Origin of the sequence: Sphingomonas sp. Leaf231 (assembly GCF_001421995.1) — a bacterium.
Lineage (GTDB): Bacteria > Pseudomonadota > Alphaproteobacteria > Sphingomonadales > Sphingomonadaceae > Sphingomonas.
Window position 1 is genome coordinate 633,667 of the sequence record NZ_LMLS01000001.1, and the last position, 15,252, is coordinate 648,918.

Below are 15,252 nucleotides of genomic sequence, written 5' to 3' on the forward strand. Positions count from 1 at the left end.
CTGAGACCGGTTCACCCGTAAGGTCTCGCCGATTCTATACCCACCCCGCGGCGAAAAGCGGCTTGCTCCACAACCGCGTCGGCGTAGGCGATAGCCGCCATCATCGCTTATCGAAAAAGACGAAGCCGCTTACCCCGGCCTACGGTCCAGCGCGGCCGCCCGCCCCAAATCCTTCGCTCGGCCGAACCGTCGCAGGATCGTCGCCAACTCGGCCCGGTCGGGGACGAACACGCCGCGACACGCCACCCGCGTTAAGGGCCTCACGCTCTGCCAGCGGCGGTCGACGCGCACTTCAAGATCCGCCATCACCTCGACCGGCAACGCCGCGCCGTCCAGCCGCGCGAACGGATGCGACCGGAACCGCGCGCCGGCCGCTCCGGTCGTAACCGCACCTGGCCACGCGGCTATCATCGCCTCGGCGTCGCGCGCACTTGCCAGTACGTCGATATCGGCGACCGTCGTGGCGACCCCATGCAGCCACACGGCGGCGCTGCCGATCACCCACCACGGATCACGCGCGAAACGCCACGCCGCCGCTACCTGCGACAACGCGGCGTCCAGCATCAATCCCCCGTCAGGATGCGGTCGACCAGTTGCTTGACGGTCGGCACGAAGCCGTTTGAATAGAACGGATCGCGCTTGAAATTGTACGCCGCATGCCCCGCGAACATCAGATTGGCGTCGGTGTCTCCCCCATGCGCGATATCCTGCAGCGTCTTCTGGATACAGAAGCTGCGCGGATCGGCCAGCCGTCCGGTCGAGTTCGTCTCGCTGTCCGCCCAGCTGGAGAACAGGCACTGGCTGAGGCAGCCCATGCAATCGGCCTGATCCTTGCGGATCTCGCCCTTTTCCTGCGGTGAGACGAACACCAGCGTATTGTCCGGCGTCTTCAGCGCATCGGTGAACCCTGCGCCGAACCACTCGCGCGCGCGCAGCAGGTCGTTGCGGGTCACCCAGAAGTTCTTGCCCTTCACGCCCACGTCCAGCTGGAAGACATGATCCCCCGCTTCCTGCGTCGAAAACGCGATCTGCCGGTCGGACCGCGCCTCCAGCGAGCGCAGGAACGGGTTGCGCACCGCCGACGAATAGAAACCGGTCGGGGAAAAGCGATGCAACAGCACCTCGCCCTCCTCGATCTGCGTCAGCTTGCCCTTCCAGCCCTCGGGGATCGGGCTTTCCTGGGTCAGCAACGGGCGCGTGCCATATTGGAACGCGATCTGGCCCAGTTCGGGATTGTCGATCCAGTCGTTCCAGTCGCGCAGATACCAGACGCCGCCCGCCATCACGATCGGGGTCGTATCCGGCACGCCGCCCTCGCGCATCGTTTCGCGCAGCGCCTTCACGCGCGGATACGGATCCTCCGGCTTCAACGGGTCCTCGGCATTCGACAGGCCGTTGTGCCCGCCCGCCAGCCACGGATCTTCATAGACGACCGCCGCCAGCCATTCGCTAGCCTTGGAATAGGCGCGCTTCCACAACGCGCGGAACGCCCGCCCGCTGCTGACGATCGGCAGATAGCTGACGTCGTAGGACGACGCGATCTCGCTCAGCTTGTACGGCATCCCCGCGCCACAGGTGACGCCCGCCACCAGCCCGCGCGTCCGCTCCAGCACGCCGTGCAGGATGCGCGGCGCACCGCCCATTTCCCACAACACGTTGATGTTGATCGCGCCCTTGCCGCCGGCGATGTCCCACGCGCGCTGCACCTGCTGCACCGCGCCCTCGATCGCATATTCGATCAGTTCCTCATGCCGCTCGCGCCGGGTCAGCGCGCGGTAGATCTGCGGGATGATGCGGCCTTCGGGATCGTAGCTGTCAGCGTTCACCGCCGACACGGTGCCGATCCCGCCTGCCGCCGCCCATGCGCCCGCCGACGCGTGATTGGTGGCGGCGACACCCTTGCCGCCTTCCACCAGCGGCCAGACCTCGCGGCCTCCATAGACGATCGGCTTCAGCCCCTTGAACACGCGTTTTCCCGTTTCACGAATGATGGAGGCTACGCATATAAAGCAATCGGACGGCAACGCGACCGAAATGCGACCTAGCCGAGCGAACCCGGACGCCCGGTCACCGCCGCGTACAGGGCAACCGACCTTTCGATCATCGCCGCATCGCCGTGCACCGCCATGGCACGCGCGCGGTTCGCCGCACCGATCGATGCCCGCAACGTCGCGTCGGTCGCGAGCGGTTGCAGCGCATCGCGCACCGCCACTTCTCCCGCGAACGGTGCCAGCAGCGCGCGATTTTCCGCCGACAGCCTTTCCTCCGTCGCCCCGCCGCCAAGCGCCATCACCGGCACCCCCGCCGCCATCGCCTCCACCACGATCGCGGGTGCCGGCCCGCGCCGCATCGGCAGCAGCAACACGTCGAACGCGCCCAGATAACTCGACGATGCCGGGATCGTGTCACGCAGCACCAGCCGGTCGTCGATCCCCATCGCCAGCGCCGCGCGCTCCACCGCGGCGCGGCCGCCTCCATCGCCAGTCGCCGCGTCGGCGGCCCCGCCGGCATCGATCACCACCAACCGGAACCGCGCCGCCACCCCGGCGACCGCGCGGACCAGCAACGCCACGTCGTCGCCGGCCGCCAGGTCGGCGACGATGCCGATCACCACGTCGGTGGGCTTGCGGCGAAAGCCGGCGGTCGCCTTCGCATCCGGGCCGCGCGCGAACGCGGCCAGATCGATGCCGGGGGGGATCGCATGGACGCGGTCGGCCGACAGCTTCCAGCGCGCCTGCGCCGCCTGCGCCGCCGCCTCGCCGCTCACCACCAGCCCGCCCGCGGCGCCCAACGCGATCCGACGGTACAATCGCGCACTGCCGCCCATGGTCGCTTCGGCGGGGTCCTCGTGATGAACGATCGGCGGCGCGCCACGCGGAAACGCCCGCCGCGCCATCGCCGCGTCGATCGCTCCCGCGCCGTGAGTCAGCACCAGATCGTGGCCGCGCAGCGCCCGCGCGATCGCCTCGTATCGCGCCACCGATATCGCCCCCGTCAGCGGCGGAGGGTTTTGCGCCAGCGTCGCCCGCACGTCGGCGGGCAGCGCGCCGCGATATTCATCCGCGGCGATCGTATGACGCGCGCGATCCCCGATCGTCGCCATCATCCGCACCGCGCGCCGGCTCCATCCATCAGCGCCCTCGGGATCGAAGATCGGGAAAATGTAAAGAATCGACGCCACATGTGACATGCCTGCCACATAGCGGATCAAATGCTGTGCTGCATCATGTTCCGCTTCCCGGATCTTCGGGAACGCGACATGTGTCGGCCTGTTATCCACGCCTGACAGGAGACCCATCATGAAGATCGCTTCGATGTTCGCCGCCGCCGCCGCCATGACGCTCGCCGCTGCTCCCGCGGTCGCTGCGCCGGTCGCCAACCCCGCCGCAACGCTGTCGGTCGCCAAGTCGGCGCGCGCCGGCACCGTGACCAAGGGCAAGAGCGAGCTGGCCGCTCCGGGTGCCATCGTCGGCCTGGTCCTGGCCGCTGCGGTCGTTGCAGCGGGTGTCATCATCGCCGTCGACGGCAACGACGATTCCGACAGCAACTGATCGAACGACGCCATAGCCCCGCCCGGGCATGGCGTCATTCTTCATGACCCCGGTCATCGGCAAGCCCGGAACGCCACCGCGTTCCGGGCTTCGCTGTGTGCGGCCACAAGTCGGCACGGTGTCGCGACACATCAATGTCGGAGTAATGCCGGGTTTTGCGAAGGGACAAATCTCACGCGCCATTCCCCTACAGCCGCTGCGAAGGTCGTCGCGTTCCGAATAGGCCGCCGTCTGCCGCCCCTCGTTACCGACGTGTCATCGTCCGGTGATCGCCACCTTCGGCACATGCGTGATCCGGCACGCCAGATCGGCCTCGCCGCTTGCCACGATCCAGTGGTCGCCACCGTCCGCGATCCCCGTCGTGAACACCACATCGTGAACGTACAGCAGATTTTCCAGCGGCTTCAACAAGCCGGGTGCGGGATCGAGCAGCGGCGCATGGCTGGTCGCCAGCGCACGTGACGGGTCGTCGCGGTCCAGCAGCGTCCAATAGGTGCGATAGATACCGACCACGCCCGATGGCTCCACCCCGTGCCACAACGACAACCAGCCCTGCCGGCCATCGACCTCCGCCAGCACCGGCGGCGCCCCACCGCCCATCCGCGCCGTCGCCATCGTCTTGGCATGCGGGCGGATTCCCGGCTTGTCGTATGGCTTCCAGTGCAGCGCATCGGGCGATGTCGCCAAATTGATCGACGGTCCGGCGCGCCATTCGGATTCGGGCGGATAGGCGAAATACAGGTCGCCGAGCGGCCGGGTCTGCGCCCAGAACTTGCCCGCCACCTTCCCCTCGAAGATCAGCATGTCCTTGTTTTGATGGTCGAGGACGATCCCCTCCAGCGTCCAGTCCAGCGCATCGTCGCTGGTGTACAGCGTCGTGGAGTGCCGCTCCGGACTGACCGAGCAGGTGGTCATGTAATAGCGACCGTCGATCTGCGTTATGCGTGCATCCTCAACGCCGTAGCATTGATAAGACGCGCGCGGCGCGATCGCCTTGTCGTAATGCACTTCGACGACCTGCCGCCCCTCGGCGTCAAGTTCGACCGGCAGCAGCCATGACAGCGACGTCAACGCCATCACCTTCCATCCGCCGCCACGCATCATGAACTTGCGCGGATCGGATGTGTCGACCAGCGATAGCGGCCATGCGTCCAGCTTGTAGTCGCCATCTTCCCAGCGGATCGCATGGATCTGTTGCCCGTGCACCGGCTGACGAAGCGCCTCCGCGATCCGCACCATCAACAGCAAATTGCCGTTCGGCAGCCGCGTCATCCCCGGGTTGAACGCGCCCAGCACATAGGTTTCGGCGTCGATCCGCCCTGCCAACGGCGAACGTGCCAGGTCGACGTCATGCGGCGTGAAGATCAGGGAATCATGCGGCCACTCCTGCATCATTCCTCCTCCTGCACCCGCGGGCTGATCGTCAGCCGCTGGATGACCGTGCGGCGTGGCTGGGTCAGCAGATAGTGCACGCCCACAGCGATATCCTCGGCGCGCAGCATCTGTCCGGCGTTGATCTGCTCGCGTTGCTCCTCGGGGCTGACGTCGGGCATCTGCATGTCCGATCCGGTCTTCCCCGGTTCGACCAATGCGACCCGGATGTCCTTGCTGCCGAGTTCGCGACGCAGCGCGATCGAGAAACCCTGCAATCCGTGCTTGATGGCCGCATACACCGTGGAATGCGGCCCGAGCACATAGGCGCTGGTCGATCCGATCATCACGATGTCGCCCCCCTCGCCCATCGTCGTCGCGGCACGATGCGCCAGCAAAAGATAGTGTGTGAAGTTCAGCGAGATGGCGTGCCGTACCTCGGCTTCGTCCATCTCGGTCAGCCCCGATGCGGCCTCCGCGGCATTCGCCACGACGATGTCGTAACCGCCCATCGCCTGCGTGGCGGCGTCCAGGAACGCGCCGACATTGTCGGGCTGCGACAGGTCCAGCGTCGCGCCATCGCCCTGCCCCACCTCGCGAATATCGGCCAGCGCCTCGCCCAGATGAGTCTGGTCGACGCCGCCGATGAACACCTGCGCACCCTCGGCCGCCAGCAGGCGCGCGATCGCGCGGCCTATTCCGGTCGTCCCACCGGTGATGGCGGCGCGGCGTCCCTTCAGGGGCAACATCTCGGTATGCGCGTCGCAAACGTCGGTCATAGTCATCCTCGGGCGGTCGTCGTCAGAACCGCGACAGCGCCTCAGTCATCCGAGCGGTTCCGCGCTGCGCGCCAGCCAGTTGGTCAACGCAGGTTGCACTTCGGGTTCGTCCAGCATCGGTGCGTGCCCGATCCCCGGCACCGTCACCAGTTCGGCCCCGGGCAGCGCGGCGACCATCCGGTCGGCGACAGCGGCGGACAGGATATCGCTGATCTGGCCGCGCACCACCAACACCGGCACACCCGCCAGCGCGGCCAGCGCGCGCCACATGTCCGGCCCGGCCTCCCCGCCCGGCAACCGGAACGGCTCGGCGATTTTCATATCGTAATCCAGCACGATGCGGCCGGCGGAATTCAGACGATACAATCGCTTGGCCATCGCCAGCCATTGCTCGATCGTCCAGCCGGGATAGGCCCCGGCATTGCTTTCCTGCACGCCGCGCGCCGCGTGCATCCACGTCGGCCAGGTGCTCGGCTTGCCGACATAGCTTCTGATCCGCGACAAGCCCGTCGCCTCGATCTCCGGCCCGACATCGTTCAGCAGCGCCCCGGCCATGCGCGCCGGCAGCATCCCGGCCAGCAACATCGTCACGATCCCGCCCAGCGAGGTGCCGATGCTGGCGAACCGATCGATCTTCTGTTCGGCGAGCAGCGCGACCACGTCCTGCGCGTACGTGAGCGGGACATAGGTCATCGGGTCCTTGGCGTAACCGCTCTCGCCGCGCCCGCGAAATTCGACCGCGATCACGCGCCGCCGCGGCGCGATCGCCTGCGCGACCGGGGCGAAATCGCGCGCGTTGCGGGTCAGGCCGGGCAGGCACAGCACCGGCGGCGCATCGTCGGCGCCGGGATAATCGCGCGCGTGCAGCCGCAGCCCGTCTGCCGACCACCAGTAGATGTCCCGATATTCCGCCATCGCTTGCACCTTCCGCCGACCGCCCCCCATATCACCGCATGGCCTTTGACCCGCAAGCATATCGCCCCGAACGCACCCTGACCGCGCTTGGCGAGCCGTTCTACGACGCGGTCGCCGCTGCGCATTTTCCGGAAGTGCGGCTGCGTTTCCGTAACGACCGCGCCGCGCGGCAGATCGGTGTCGACACGCTCGACGATAGCGAATGGGTCGCCCATTTCGGCCGCTTCACGCCCTTGCCCGGCACCCTCGAACAGCCGCTGGCGCTGCGCTACCACGGACATCAGTTCCGCGTGTACAATCCCGATATCGGCGATGGCCGCGGCTTCACCTTCGCCCAACTCCGCGACGACCGCGGCCGGCTGATGGACCTCGGCACCAAGGGGTCGGGACAGACGCCGTGGAGCCGGTTCGGTGACGGCCGCCTGACCCTGAAAGGGGGCGTGCGGGAGGTGCTGGCGACCGAGATGCTGGAGGCGCTGAACGTTCCCACCTCGCGCAGCCTCTCGCTGATCGAAACCGGCGAGGCGCTGGAACGCAACGACGAACCCTCGCCGACGCGTGGGGCGGTGCTGGTCCGGCTCAGCCATTCGCACATCCGCATCGGCACCTTCCAGCGGCTCGCCTATCACCGTGACGAGGATGCGCTGCGCCGCCTCACCGGCTACGTGCTGCGTGAACTTTACGGCGAAGACGGCGATGATCCCGTCCGCCTCCTCGATCTGGTGGTGGAGCGTACCGCGACGCTTGCGGCGCGCTACATGGCGGCGGGCTTCGTTCACGGCGTCCTCAACTCGGACAATATCAACGTCACCGGCGAGAGTTTCGACTACGGCCCCTGGCGCTTCGCTCCGACATGGGATCCGGCGTTCGTCGCGGCGTATTTCGACCACGCCGGGCTCTACGCGTTCGGGCGCCAACCCGAAGCGATATTGTGGGATGTCATGCAGCTAGCCAGCTCGCTGCGCCAGATTGCCGAGGCCGATCCCCTGATTGCATCGCTCGACCGCTTCGGGGAGCATTACCAACGCGCCATCGCCGATGCCGTCTTCTGGCGCCTTGGCCGCCTGCCCGGGACGCCCGACGAGGATCGCGTCGTCGTGCAAGCGGTCGAGCGGACGATGCGCGCGACGGGCATTGCCGTCGATCGCTTCTTCTTCGACGTGTTCGCGCAAGATCTGCCTGCGACCTACGGTGCCGAATGGGACGACGTGCGTGCGCTGCTCGCGCCTCGCGCGTTCAGGCGTGAGCGCGACCATTCCTATTGGCAGGAGGAGCCCTGCGCGATGCTGATCGAGGAGGTAGAGGCGATCTGGACTCCTATCGCGGAGAGGGACGATTGGACGCGCTTCGACGCCAAGGTCGCCGCCATCCGCGCGATGGGCGACGCGCTTGCCTGACGATCCCCCTTCCGCGCCGGGGAAAGTTACGGCTAAGACCGCCGCATGGCTGACCTGATTTCCTTCGAACCCGCCACCGGCGCGGAATTGTGGCGCGCCGCGATCAGCGACGTCGATGCGGAGGTCGCGGCGGCGCGCGCTGGCTTCGTGCCATGGGCCGCGAAGTCGCTGTCGTTCCGCATCGAGACCATGCGCCGCTTCGCCAATGTCGTGCGGCAACGCGCGGAGGCGTTCGCGGACCTGATCGCGCGTGAAACCGGCAAGCCGTTGTGGGAGGCGCGCACCGAAGTCGACACCGTCGCCGCCAAGGTCGACATTTCGATCAGCGCCTACGCCGAACGGACCGCGCAGCGCCGGCTCGATGCGCCGATGAACACGCGCATGGCCGTCCGCCACAAGCCGCACGGCGTCCTTGCGGTGCTGGGACCGTACAACTTCCCCGCTCACCTGCCCAACGGCCACATCGTCCCGGCGCTGATCGCTGGCAATGCAATCGTCTTCAAACCATCGGAGAAGACCCCGGCGACCGGCGCATTCCTGGTCGATTGCTTCCACGCCGCAGGCGTGCCGATCGAAACGCTGCGACTGGCGATCGGCGGACCGGCGGAGGGCAAGATACTGGCGGCGCACGACGGCATCGACGGGCTGCTGTTCACGGGATCGGCGCGTACCGGCATCGCACTCAACCGCGCCTTCGCCGAGAAGCCTGAGAAAATTCTCGCGCTGGAGATGGGCGGCAACAACCCGATCGTCGTCTGGGACACGCCGGACCTGCACGCCGCCGCGGTACTGATCGTGCAATCGGCCTTCACCACCGCCGGGCAGCGCTGCACCGCGGCGCGGCGGCTGATCGTGCAGGAAGCGCTGGCCGCCCCGTTGCTCGCCGAACTGGTGAAGCTGACCGGACGGCTGATCGTCGGGGCGCCGCACGATGATCCGCAGCCATTCATGGGACCGGTGATCGACAACGAGGTTGCCGACGGGCTGACCGAAAGCTTCCTGGCGCTGATGATGAAGGGCGGACGCCCGATCCACCACATGGCGCGACCGTTCGATGACAAGCCGTTCGTGACGCCGGGGATCATCGACGTGACGGAGGTCGCCGACCGGCCCGACATCGAATTGTTCGGGCCGTTGCTGCAGGTCATCCGCGCCGATGATTTCGACTCCGCGATCGCGGAGGCCAACAACACGCGTTACGGCCTGTCGGCCGCGCTGATCAGCCAGACGCCGGCGCTCTTCGACCGCTTCTGGGCCGGGGCGCGTGCGGGCATCGTCAACTGGAACCGTCCGACCAACGGCGCATCGTCGTCCGCGCCGTTCGGCGGGATCGGCTGGTCCGGAAACCACCGCCCCAGCGCCTATTATGCCGCGGATTACTGCGCCTATCCCGTCGTCTCGAACGAGGCCGAGGCGGCACGCGCCACCATCGGCATCGGCCTGACGGACGGCTGATCCTCTTTTTAATCAAGGACATTCGATGGCAACCGGACTGGTCGCACTGCTGGACGATATTGCCGGGCTGACCCGGCTGGCAGCGGCGTCGCTCGACGACGTAGGCGCAGCGGCGGCAAAGGCGGGAACGAAGGCGGCGGGCGTCGTGATCGATGATACCGCCGTCACCCCGCGCTATGTGGTCGGTTTGTCGCCCAAGCGGGAGCTGCCGATCATCGGCAAGATCGCGCTCGGCTCGATCCGCAACAAGTTGCTGTTCCTGCTGCCGGCCGCGCTGATCCTCAGCGCCGTCGCACCCTGGGCACTCGCGCCGTTGCTGATGATCGGCGGCGCATATCTCAGCTTCGAGGGTGCGGAAAAGGTGATCGAGGCGCTTGGCGGCGGCGGCCATGCGCAAGAGGAAGTGGCGGCTACCGACCCGATCGCGTTGGAGAATCAAAAGGTATCCGGTGCCATCCGCACCGACTTCATCCTGTCGGCGGAGATCATGGTCATCGCCTTGCGTGAGGTGGCGGACCGGCCGCTGCTGACGCAGGCGGTCACGTTGGCGTTGGTGGCGATCGTCATCACCGCGGGCGTGTACGGCGTCGTCGCGCTGATCGTGAAGGCGGACGACGTCGGCCTTTACCTCGCCAAGCGTCCTTCGACGCTGGCGCAAACGGTGGGACGCGGATTGGTGAAGGGCGTGCCGGTGGTGATGAGCGCGCTGGCGATCATCGGCACCGCGGCAATGATCTGGGTCGGCGGCGACCTGCTGATCCACAATGTCGCGGAGGTCGGCCTGCCCGCCCCCGCGGCGTTCGTCCACCACCTTGCCGAGGACGTGGGCGGAGGCGCGCTCGGCTGGATCGTCAGCGCCGCGATCGCGGGCGTCGTCGGCCTGATCGTGGGCGGGATCATCGCGCTGGTGATGCACAAGGTGCACGCCGCGCGGCATTGAGGCCGGCGCGGCGCGGCCGGATCACGGCTGCGTCGCGAGCAGATACGTCTGGCGCAGCGTGTCGATCGGCTTCAGCGTGCCCTCCGCTTCGTAATGCCAGAAGGTCCAGCCGTTGCAGGCCGGCGCGTCCTGCACGGTGGACCCGACCTTGTGGATCGATCCGCTCGCGCCACACGGGCTGGACAACGAACCGTCCGCGCGCACCATCGCCTGCCAGCGACGCTTGGTATCGACCAGCATCGTACCAGGCATCAGATACCCGTTTTCCACCAGCACGCCGAACGCCACTTTCGGCGCGGCGCGCGGGCTCTGCATCGTCGCGAGCGCGGATTCGTCGAGCGGCAGCGCGGCGGCGATCCGCTCCTCCGCCGCGTCGATGTAATCGCCCTCGCGCTCGATCCCGATCCAGCGCCGTCCCAGCCGCTTGGCGACCGCGCCGGTCGTGCCCGTACCGAAGAACGGGTCCAGCACCACGTCGCCCGGCTTCGTGCACGCCAGCAGGATGCGGTAGATCAGCGCTTCGGGCTTCTGGGTCGGATGAACCTTCACTCCGTCCTTCTTCAATCGCTCGCCACCGCCGCAGATCGGAAATTCCCAATCCGAGCGCATCTGAAGCTCGTCGTTCAACGTCTTCATGCTGCGATAGTTGAAGGTGTATTTGGCCTTCTCGCCCTTCGACGCCCAGATCAGCGTCTCATGCGCGTTGGTGAAGCGCGTGCCGCGGAAGTTCGGCATCGGGTTCGCCTTGCGCCACACGATGTCGTTCAGGATCCAATATCCCAGATCCTGCACCGCCGCGCCGACCCGGAAGATGTTGTGATAGCTGCCGATCACCCAGATCGAGCCGTCATCCTTCAGGATACGATGCGCCTCCGCCAGCCACGCGCGCGTGAACGCATCATACTGCGCGAACGTGTCGAACTTGTCCCAATCGTCGGTGACCGCATCGACATGGCTGCCATCCGGCCGGAACAGCTCCCCGCCGAGCTGCAGGTTGTACGGAGGGTCGGCAAAGACCATGTCGACCGACTTGGCCGGCAGTGCCCTCATTTGCGCGATGCAATCGCCGCGCAGGATCGAGTCGAGCGGCAGGACGACGGGCGTCTCGACCGCTGTCGCCCGACGCCCGCGCGCGACCTTTTCCAGAACCCCCATCGATCAACTCCCCGTTTCCATCCCCAAAAGGGCGGCAAAGGCGGACTCCGTCAAGCGGCCTGCGGCGAGGCGAGTCCGGGGGCGAGTCGTTCTGAAAGCGGAACAAGAAGAGTCCGTTTCCACATCTTGAGTCTGTCGCGACTCGGCGGACTCAAGCGGTGGTGGTGTGGCGCAAAAGACTCACAGCGGCAAAACACATTGAGCGACCGGCGCGAAGCTCCGCCGATGCAGCGGCGTCGGCCCGTGTTCGCGCAGGGCGGCCAGATGCTGCGCGCTGCCATAGCCCTTATTGGCGTGCCAGCCGTAGTGCGGATGTGATTCGGCGGCGGCGATCATGATCTGGTCGCGGGTGTGCTTGGCGACGATCGACGCCGCCGCAATCGAGCGGCTCTGCGCATCGCCGCCGACGATCGCGGTGGCGGCATAGCTCCAACGCGGCAGTCGGTTGCCGTCGACCAGCACGTGGCCGGGCGCACAGCCCAGCGCCTCCGCCAGCCGATCGACCGCCAGCGTCATCGCCTTCATCGTCGCCCAATAGATGTTGAGCGTGTCGATCTCCGCGGGATCGACGATGCCGACGCCGTAAACCGCGCATTCGACCAGTCGGGTGTGGAGCCGCGCCCGTTCCGCAGCGGGCAAGCGCTTCGAATCGTCGATCCCGCGCGGCACACCGCGTGACGGCAGCACCAGCGCGCAAGCGACCACCGGCCCCGCCAGCGGCCCGCGTCCCGCCTCGTCCACCCCAGCGACCGGGGGCAGGCACAGCTTCTCGTGCTTCAGACCGGGCACGACGACAACCGCCATGGCGGAAAGCGCCGGCTCTCCCCCGCCGTGTACAGGCACAGCGGATTGCCGGCCGGATCGCTCAGCCGCGCCTCGCGCCAGCCCCAGCGTCGCGGCACCGGATCGCCCACGACCATTCCCGCTGACCGCAAGCGCGCGACGGCACCGTCGAGGTCCGCGACCTCCAGATACACTCTGGTTCCGCCGGACCCATCCGCGGCCTCGATGGAAAGCGTCGTCCCGCCGTCACTCTCGAACCGAGCGTAACGTTCGTCGCTGTCGACGATTAGGTCCAGGCCCAGCAGGCGATAGAAGGCGAGGCTGGCGCGATGATCCCGCGCCGGCAAGGTGACCTGATTCGGTGTCGGCCGCGCCGTCGGCACGTCGAGGCGGACGCGGGCATGTCCCATCGGACCGTGCCCTGCCCCCAGCCCCGGCGCTTCGAGCAGCGCGAGACGCACGAACGAACGACCGCGCGCAATCGCGTCGGTCAGGACCAGCCCACGCGCCAGTCCGTCGGCAATGGCGCTCGCCAGCGTGCAACCGGTGCCATGGCTGTGCCGCGTCACGATGCGCGGATCGGCCCATGTCGCCATCACGCCTTCGTGGCCGATCAGCCGGTCGACCACCGTGTCGCCATCGGCGTGGCCGCCCTTCACCAGCACCGGCGCACCGATCGTCGCGGCATAGTCGCGCGCAGCCGTCTCGACATCATCGTCGCTCAGCCGCTCACGCCCGCACAGCACCGCCAGTTCGGGAAGGTTGGGCGTCACCAGCACGCTCACCCGCGCCAGCCGATCGAAGGCGCCGATCGTCGCCGCATCCGCCAGCACCGCGCCGCTGGTGGCGACCATCACGGGATCGAGCACGATCGGCACATCGTAACCGCCCCCGCCCAGCTCGTCCGCCACCGCGGCAGCGATCGCCGCGCCGCCCAGCATGCCGATCTTCACCGCATCGACGCCAATGTCGGCGGTGACGCACGCCATCTGCTGCCGCACGATCGCCGGTGACAGCGCCACGACCGCCTCGACGCCCAATGTGTTTTGCGCAGTGACCGCGGTGATCGCGGTCATCGCGTGACCGCCAAGCATCGTGACGGTCTTGATATCGGCCTGTATCCCCGCCCCGCCGCCGGAATCCGACCCGGCGACGATCAGCACGCGTGGCATGGTCATTCGCAAAACCGCCGTTCGGCGACCGCAGGATGGGCCTTCAGGGTCTTGCCGACGCGCGCGGGGCGATCGAGCAACTCGCCGCCGCAGTTCGGGCAGGTTTCGTCCAGCGCGTCGGCGCATTCGGCGCAATAGGTGCATTCCAGCGAGCAGATGAACGCCCCGCCCTGATCGGCAGGCAAGTCCACGCCGCAGCGCGCGCAATCGGGTCGCATGTCCAGCATAACCGCGCCTTAGCGCGTGGCGGGCGACGCGTCATCCACCCTCGGTCGTTCGTCGTCGTGAACGTGGGGAGGCGATCCGTCGACATGGGTCGCCTCGCCGGTCACGACGGCATGGCTTTAGTCAACAAACGCGCGCTCGATAACGAACTGGCCCGGGTTCGCGTTCGAACCTTCGACGAAGCCCATGTGCTCCAGCATCGACGCGATCTCGCGGATCATCGCGGTCGACCCGCACAACATCACGCGATCGTTCTCCGGGTCGAAGCGCGGCTCGCCTGCCAGACCCTGGAACAGCCGGCCGTTCTCGATCAGCGCGGGGATTCGACCCGTAGTGTGGAAGTCCTCGCGGGTCACGGCGGGCAGATAGTGGAATTGCGTCGCGGCCTGTTCGCTGACCAGCGGATCGTCGGCCAGCCGCGCCTCCAGCGCCTCGCGACAGGCGAGATCGTCGACCCGGCGCGTGCCGTGGACGATCACCACCTGCTCGAACCGTTCGTAAACGTCCGGATCGCGCGCGACGCTGAGGAAGGGGGCCAGCCCAGTGCCGGTCGACAAGAGGAACAGTCGCTTGCCGCCCAGCAACGCGTCCAGCACCAGCGTGCCGGTGGGTTTCCGCCCGAGATAGACCTGATCGCCCGGCTCCACCGCCTGCAACCGCCCGGTCAGCGGTCCGCCCGGCACCTTGATCGACAGAAACTCCAGCTCCTCTGCCCATGCCGGGCTGGCGATCGAATAGGCGCGCATCACCGGCTTGGCGGGCTTGCCATCGTCGTTCGCCTCACCCGGCAGGCCGATCATCACGAACTCGCCGGACCGGAAGCGGAACGACGCCGGACGCTCTACCGCGAAGCTGAACAGATGCTCGTTCCAGTGGCGCACCCACTTGACCGCCACGCTGTTGAAGGCGGTGGATTCAGGAATGAGCACTGGCGCGCGCAGGTCGGTCATCGGCGATCCGGTCTGAAAATAGGGATATATGCGAATGGCGCGCATTATGGCGCACCGCACATGGGGTCAACCATAGCTGGGCTTGGGGGACGGCAAGCGGCGACCGTCAATCGCGCTGCGTCAATGGCGCCTGCACGAAGCGTAGTGCCATCCATTCCGCTGCCTTCGCCATCCGCTCGCCGGCGTCGGATGCTTCATGATCGGCAAGCAAGGTCGCGGCGATCCGTCGCACCGCCAGCACCTCGCCGCCCAGCGCGGCCGCGAACATGCTAAGCAGCGCCGCCTCGTCCGCGGTGACGTGCTCGGCACCTGGCATCCCGAACCGAAGCCAGCGTGCGGCCTTCGTGTCCAGCAACGCCATCATCTCGTTGAAGTCCGGCAATGCCGCCGTTACGCCGCGCCACGAGAACCCCACGACCACGGCTCCGCAAGGACAACGCCCGCCCCGCGCCGCGGCAGTCCATTGCCGCATCGCGCCGATCATGAAGTGGAAATGCTCGTCGAGATTTTGCGGCAGCCGGTCGAGGAAGCGGTACATCATCGTTCCCATCTTGCGATT

At 67.3% G+C, this 15,252-nt stretch carries 16 protein-coding genes; 4 read left to right on the plus strand and 12 right to left on the minus strand.

The window, feature by feature from the left end; genetic code table 11:
* Positions 1–129: 129 nt before the first annotated feature.
* The 3 genes from ASE95_RS03115 to ASE95_RS03125 form a co-directional block, all read right to left on the minus strand.
* Entirely contained in the window at positions 130–564 is a 435-nt protein-coding gene (locus ASE95_RS03115) for a hypothetical protein (RefSeq protein WP_056631283.1), read from the minus strand.
* Positions 564–1,967, minus strand: coding sequence for an NAD(P)H-dependent flavin oxidoreductase (locus tag ASE95_RS03120; protein WP_056631286.1), 1,404 nt, complete (start codon positions 1,965–1,967; stop codon positions 564–566). Before ASE95_RS03120 ends, ASE95_RS03115 begins: the two co-directional genes overlap by 1 nt.
* A 74-nt stretch (positions 1,968–2,041) precedes the next feature.
* The gene (locus ASE95_RS03125; protein ID WP_162234658.1) at positions 2,042–3,181 is read right to left on the minus strand and encodes a glycosyltransferase family 4 protein; all 1,140 of its coding nucleotides are present in this window, start codon (positions 3,179–3,181) and stop codon (positions 2,042–2,044) included.
* Positions 3,182–3,299: 118 nt separating this feature from the next.
* Here ASE95_RS03125 and ASE95_RS03130 point away from each other — a divergent pair, with 118 nt between their 5' ends.
* On the plus strand, positions 3,300–3,551 hold the full coding sequence (locus ASE95_RS03130; RefSeq protein ID WP_200918726.1) for a hypothetical protein: 252 nt from the start codon (positions 3,300–3,302) through the stop codon (positions 3,549–3,551).
* Between the two features lie 255 nt (positions 3,552–3,806).
* On the opposite strand, the gene ASE95_RS03135 is transcribed toward ASE95_RS03130, so the two are convergent.
* Genes ASE95_RS03135 through ASE95_RS03145 form a run of 3 tightly spaced genes read right to left on the minus strand, consistent with a single transcriptional unit; the run spans position 3,807 to position 6,616 of the window.
* On the minus strand, positions 3,807–4,946 hold the full coding sequence (locus ASE95_RS03135; protein ID WP_056631296.1) for a glycosidase: 1,140 nt from the start codon (positions 4,944–4,946) through the stop codon (positions 3,807–3,809).
* Positions 4,943–5,701, minus strand: coding sequence for an SDR family oxidoreductase (locus ASE95_RS03140; RefSeq protein WP_056631300.1), 759 nt, complete (start codon positions 5,699–5,701; stop codon positions 4,943–4,945). Before ASE95_RS03140 ends, ASE95_RS03135 begins: the two co-directional genes overlap by 4 nt.
* A gap of 45 nt (positions 5,702–5,746) precedes the next feature.
* Positions 5,747–6,616: an alpha/beta fold hydrolase gene (locus ASE95_RS03145; RefSeq protein ID WP_056633079.1), complete on the minus strand. Its 870-nt coding sequence runs from the start codon at positions 6,614–6,616 to the stop codon at positions 5,747–5,749.
* Positions 6,617–6,654: 38 nt separating this feature from the next.
* On the opposite strand from ASE95_RS03145, the gene ASE95_RS03150 reads away from it, so the two are divergent.
* The 3 genes from ASE95_RS03150 to ASE95_RS03160 are packed head-to-tail and all read left to right on the plus strand — an operon-like array spanning position 6,655 to position 10,408.
* Entirely contained in the window at positions 6,655–8,013 is a 1,359-nt protein-coding gene (locus tag ASE95_RS03150; RefSeq protein ID WP_056631305.1) for a protein adenylyltransferase SelO family protein, read from the plus strand.
* Between the two features lie 45 nt (positions 8,014–8,058).
* Positions 8,059–9,468 (plus strand): succinylglutamate-semialdehyde dehydrogenase, encoded by a 1,410-nt coding sequence (gene astD / locus ASE95_RS03155; RefSeq protein WP_056631308.1) that lies wholly within the window; start codon positions 8,059–8,061, stop codon positions 9,466–9,468.
* A gap of 25 nt (positions 9,469–9,493) precedes the next feature.
* Entirely contained in the window at positions 9,494–10,408 is a 915-nt protein-coding gene (locus ASE95_RS03160; protein WP_056631312.1) for a DUF808 domain-containing protein, read from the plus strand.
* A gap of 21 nt (positions 10,409–10,429) precedes the next feature.
* On the opposite strand, the gene ASE95_RS03165 is transcribed toward ASE95_RS03160, so the two are convergent.
* From ASE95_RS03165 to ASE95_RS03190, 6 genes are all read right to left on the minus strand, one after another.
* Positions 10,430–11,563 carry a site-specific DNA-methyltransferase gene (locus tag ASE95_RS03165; RefSeq protein ID WP_056631314.1) on the minus strand — a complete coding sequence of 378 codons (1,134 nt, stop codon included), beginning with the start codon at positions 11,561–11,563 and terminating at the stop codon, positions 10,430–10,432.
* A 180-nt stretch (positions 11,564–11,743) separates the two neighbouring features.
* Positions 11,744–12,352 carry a ribonuclease HII gene (locus ASE95_RS03170; RefSeq protein WP_056633082.1) on the minus strand — a complete coding sequence of 203 codons (609 nt, stop codon included), beginning with the start codon at positions 12,350–12,352 and terminating at the stop codon, positions 11,744–11,746.
* A complete protein-coding gene (gene thiD, locus ASE95_RS03175) occupies positions 12,340–13,524 on the minus strand; it encodes a bifunctional hydroxymethylpyrimidine kinase/phosphomethylpyrimidine kinase (protein WP_056631317.1) in 1,185 nt (394 codons plus the stop codon). The genes ASE95_RS03170 and thiD overlap by 13 nt, the downstream gene beginning before the upstream one ends.
* Positions 13,521–13,745: a DUF1272 domain-containing protein gene (locus tag ASE95_RS03180; protein ID WP_056631321.1), complete on the minus strand. Its 225-nt coding sequence runs from the start codon at positions 13,743–13,745 to the stop codon at positions 13,521–13,523. The genes thiD and ASE95_RS03180 overlap by 4 nt, the downstream gene beginning before the upstream one ends.
* 117 nt (positions 13,746–13,862) lie before the next feature.
* Entirely contained in the window at positions 13,863–14,693 is an 831-nt protein-coding gene (locus ASE95_RS03185) for a ferredoxin--NADP reductase (protein ID WP_056633085.1), read from the minus strand.
* A gap of 106 nt (positions 14,694–14,799) precedes the next feature.
* A complete protein-coding gene (locus ASE95_RS03190; RefSeq protein WP_156347862.1) occupies positions 14,800–15,234 on the minus strand; it encodes a hypothetical protein in 435 nt (144 codons plus the stop codon).
* Between the last annotated feature and the right edge of the window lie 18 nt (positions 15,235–15,252).

Bases quoted from the DNA above. Each gene is read 5' to 3' on its own strand.
- ASE95_RS03115 (WP_056631283.1), bottom strand. From the start codon at position 564: ATGCTGGACGCCGCGTTGTCGCAGGTAGCGGCGGCGTGGCGTTTCGCG.
- ASE95_RS03130 (WP_200918726.1), top strand. From the start codon at position 3,300: ATGAAGATCGCTTCGATGTTCGCCGCCGCCGCCGCCATGACGCTCGCC.
- ASE95_RS03135 (WP_056631296.1), bottom strand. From the start codon at position 4,946: ATGATGCAGGAGTGGCCGCATGATTCCCTGATCTTCACGCCGCATGAC.
- ASE95_RS03140 (WP_056631300.1), bottom strand. From the start codon at position 5,701: ATGACCGACGTTTGCGACGCGCATACCGAGATGTTGCCCCTGAAGGGA.
- ASE95_RS03145 (WP_056633079.1), bottom strand. From the start codon at position 6,616: ATGGCGGAATATCGGGACATCTACTGGTGGTCGGCAGACGGGCTGCGG.
- ASE95_RS03150 (WP_056631305.1), top strand. From the start codon at position 6,655: ATGGCCTTTGACCCGCAAGCATATCGCCCCGAACGCACCCTGACCGCG.
- astD (WP_056631308.1), top strand. From the start codon at position 8,059: ATGGCTGACCTGATTTCCTTCGAACCCGCCACCGGCGCGGAATTGTGG.
- ASE95_RS03160 (WP_056631312.1), top strand. From the start codon at position 9,494: ATGGCAACCGGACTGGTCGCACTGCTGGACGATATTGCCGGGCTGACC.
- ASE95_RS03165 (WP_056631314.1), bottom strand. From the start codon at position 11,563: ATGGGGGTTCTGGAAAAGGTCGCGCGCGGGCGTCGGGCGACAGCGGTC.
- thiD (WP_056631317.1), bottom strand. From the start codon at position 13,524: ATGACCATGCCACGCGTGCTGATCGTCGCCGGGTCGGATTCCGGCGGC.
- ASE95_RS03180 (WP_056631321.1), bottom strand. From the start codon at position 13,745: ATGCTGGACATGCGACCCGATTGCGCGCGCTGCGGCGTGGACTTGCCT.
- ASE95_RS03185 (WP_056633085.1), bottom strand. From the start codon at position 14,693: ATGACCGACCTGCGCGCGCCAGTGCTCATTCCTGAATCCACCGCCTTC.
- ASE95_RS03190 (WP_156347862.1), bottom strand. From the start codon at position 15,234: ATGATGTACCGCTTCCTCGACCGGCTGCCGCAAAATCTCGACGAGCAT.